General features: G+C 53.5%; 5 protein-coding genes. All 5 read left to right on the top strand.

The features are described 5' to 3' along the window. Positions 1-273: 273 nt before the first annotated feature. The 5 genes from ACFWW2_RS00415 to ACFWW2_RS00395 all read left to right on the top strand — a co-directional run bounded on the left by ACFWW2_RS00415 (position 274) and on the right by ACFWW2_RS00395 (position 1,924). Positions 274-519, top strand: a complete 246-nt coding sequence (locus tag ACFWW2_RS00415; RefSeq protein WP_393925389.1) for a hypothetical protein — start codon at positions 274-276, stop codon at positions 517-519. Positions 520-589: 70 nt separating this feature from the next. Continuing rightward, complete coding sequence (locus ACFWW2_RS00410) at positions 590-799, top strand: hypothetical protein (protein ID WP_393925388.1); 210 nt, start codon at positions 590-592, stop codon at positions 797-799. Positions 800-850: 51 nt separating this feature from the next. Further along, complete coding sequence (locus ACFWW2_RS00405; RefSeq protein ID WP_393925387.1) at positions 851-1,111, top strand: type II toxin-antitoxin system prevent-host-death family antitoxin; 261 nt, start codon at positions 851-853, stop codon at positions 1,109-1,111. Beyond that, a complete protein-coding gene (locus ACFWW2_RS00400) occupies positions 1,104-1,520 on the top strand; it encodes a hypothetical protein (RefSeq protein ID WP_393925386.1) in 417 nt (138 codons plus the stop codon). Before ACFWW2_RS00405 ends, ACFWW2_RS00400 begins: the two co-directional genes overlap by 8 nt. Positions 1,521-1,681: 161 nt before the next feature. Then, positions 1,682-1,924: a hypothetical protein gene (locus ACFWW2_RS00395; RefSeq protein WP_393925385.1), complete on the top strand. Its 243-nt coding sequence runs from the start codon at positions 1,682-1,684 to the stop codon at positions 1,922-1,924. Positions 1,925-2,816: the final 892 nt, after the last annotated feature.

The raw sequence follows: 2,816 nt of genomic DNA, 5'->3' as shown, positions 1-2,816 counted from the left end.
TACCGCTGCACAACCACCTGCCAAAGGGAGGTGACATGTAGTCTGTTGCTTTTGAACGGTTTTAAGCGCTTGACGAACAAAGACCCATTACGGAAGGGAGGTCTCTCGGCTAGGATTGGCCTCGCCTTTCTAAAACAGCACAGCGCTCAGTAAGCGTCCACGTCCCACCCCTTGCGGGGGGTGGGACACCAATAGCAAGATGAACCACACGTGACAACAACCTTGAGAATTGGCCGAAACGGCCAGCACGTGCATTGAATTGGAGCCCGTCGGATGAGCAAGTTAACGGCAGCAACACAGCGGATCTGGAAATCTGCGCAACTCTATATCGGTTTTCACACTGATCAGCAGGGCAACGTGCGCAATCAGGCGAAGGTATGGCCGCCGAAGAACGCGAACGCGACAATCCACAGCGATCCCAAAGTACAGGAGGCGTTCCTGGAGGTACGGGTCGACGACCCGCGATATTCAGATCAGGCTGCAGCAAGACAAGATCGTACTGCGACGCGACAGCGATGACATCGGTTGGGAAGGTATCGTTGTCGAAGACGACTCTGTTGCAATCCGCGTCAACGGAACATGGGTGCGCGTGAAGGTTGACGGAGCCATCACACGCGAGACTGACGAAGATACGACCTACATCGAGGCCGACGGTTCCGTCCTGAAGAAGACAGAATACGTTGATGCCATGATGTCTGGAGATGGCGTCGCGTTGTCACGCAGAACGCTTGACACAATCGCAGCGATCACCGAAGACGGGGTAATTGCAAAACAGCGCGATCAAAACAACCGCTCTTGACATTTGCACGTAAAATACGTAATTTACGTGCATTACGCAATGGAGGACTCCATGCCAGTCAAGATCGTAGACGAATTTCCCAAAACGGCCATGAACCGCAAGGCTACCGATGTATGGACGGCTGCAACGCGCGGCCCGGTCAGCCTGTCTGACCATGGCACATCGCGGTTTGTCCTGATGCCGCGCGATATGTTCGATGACCTCACATCGCGGGCCGATCCCAGGATCGTGCGCACCACATCCGAAACGCCAGACGACGAAGCGGACGCGTTGCTGCAAGTTCTGGACGAAGTGATCACCGGCGATGACTGACCCAAAAATAGGAGATATCTGGCGCTATCCGTATCTCTGGAAGCGCGAAGCGTTGGAAGGCGAAGAGGCCGGACGCAAACCGAGGCCAACGGCACTCGCGGCTGTTGTGCGGGTGTCGCAAAAGTCGAGAAGGCTCTACCTCTTGCCGATCACGGGCACAGAACCGTTCGCCGACCAGAACGCACTGGAAATCCCGGCGACGGAAATCCGCCGGGCAGGGCTGACAGAATACAAGCGGTTGTGGGTCATACTTGATGAGTACAACCGCGACGAACTTGAAACGAGCTTCTACTTTGAGCCGCACGCCGGCATCGGATCATTCTCGAAAGCATTCATCAAGGTCGTGGCTGGGCGCTTTGCCGAGGCTATCCGTGCCAAAAAGATCTACGAGGTCAAGCGCACCGAATAGTGAGCGTGGCAGAATGCGCCGCGTCCGCTTTGGCGCATCTTTTACCGAAGACGGGGTAATTGCGCGCTCCAAGGATCGATAACCAATCGAGTTTCAAAAGGTCGATTGAACTTGCAAATCTTTCGATTATTTTGTAAGTTTTGAGTAATGGAGATCATAACATGAAACAGTACCCATCAGCAGACATTACCCGAAAGTCCGGCGAAATTCTTGAAACCGCTTTGCGCGCTCCGGTTGCTATCACCAAGTACAGAAGAACCAAATACGTGTTGATGAGTGCGGAGCACTATGAGGCCCTGAGAAAGGGACAAGATACGCGGGAGGTTTTCGAGCTTTCGACCGTTCCAGACGATGTTCGAAGCGAAATGCTCGAAGGAATTGACAAGGAATTGAACCGTGACTGACCGACCCCAGACAGGTGATGTTTTCCACTATCCCTATCTCTGGGCGTGGCAGTCTGCCCTTGGGGTGTCAACGGCGGCGCAAAGACCGGCCATGCTGCGTTGCCTTGGTTGTCCCCCTCAAATCCGGCCATCACCGTGTTTACATCCTCCCCATCACCACCAAAGAACCTGTCGGTGATGTTGTGGCCCTGCCTGTGCCGAGAACTGAGGTTCACCGGGCAGGTCTCGGTAGCGAGTATTCCCAATGAATCATTCTGTCAGAGTGGAACAGGGAGATTTATGAACAGTCGTACTATATCAGTGACAGGACCGGGAGCGGCAGCTTTAGCCGAGCATTCACGAACCAACTGCTTGAGAAACTGAAAGAGCAGCTAACCGCAGGTGCCATCGAAACCGTTGGACGCGAGTGATCAAAATGACCACACCCATTGGTAAAACAACCCGCCGCATCTGGAAGTCAGCACAGATGTATATTGCGTTTCACAAAGACCAGAACAAACGAAAACGCCACCAAAAAGGAAAAAGGGGCAGAGCCGTCCAGTGGGATCGGCCTGCTTTCTCAAAGCAAGACCGAAAGGCTTTGTTGAGAATGATCAGGGAACGGGTAGGCCGAGTAACCACATGACGAATAGTACACCATCACCGGCAGGCACGGAAACGACAGTGACAATGACCCAGAACCTGAGTCGCCTTTTATCATGTGAAAGAGAACACCGGTGAGACACCAAGCGCGCCAGACATCGATTGCGTCTAGCTGTAGTGGTTCAGATGTGATCTGACAGTTGGCCGTTTTTCAGGCGGCGTCTGTCAGGTGAAGTTCAGTTCACGAACTTTTCCCGCCAGATTTCTTTCCCGTCGATCATAGTTTCGATGGGTGTTCTGCCGCAACACA

This window comes from Yoonia sp. R2-816 (assembly GCF_046762905.1).
In the GTDB taxonomy this organism is placed as follows: domain Bacteria; phylum Pseudomonadota; class Alphaproteobacteria; order Rhodobacterales; family Rhodobacteraceae; genus Yoonia.
The sequence above is the reverse complement of the archived record's forward strand: the minus strand, read 5'-3'. Positions and strand labels throughout refer to the sequence as shown.

Excerpts from the sequence above, each read along its gene's own strand:
- ACFWW2_RS00400 (WP_393925386.1), top strand. The coding sequence starts at position 1,104 with ATGACTGACCCAAAAATAGGAGATATCTGGCGCTATCCGTATCTCTGG.
- ACFWW2_RS00405 (WP_393925387.1), top strand. The coding sequence starts at position 851 with ATGCCAGTCAAGATCGTAGACGAATTTCCCAAAACGGCCATGAACCGC.
- ACFWW2_RS00415 (WP_393925389.1), top strand. The coding sequence starts at position 274 with ATGAGCAAGTTAACGGCAGCAACACAGCGGATCTGGAAATCTGCGCAA.
- ACFWW2_RS00395 (WP_393925385.1), top strand. The coding sequence starts at position 1,682 with ATGAAACAGTACCCATCAGCAGACATTACCCGAAAGTCCGGCGAAATT.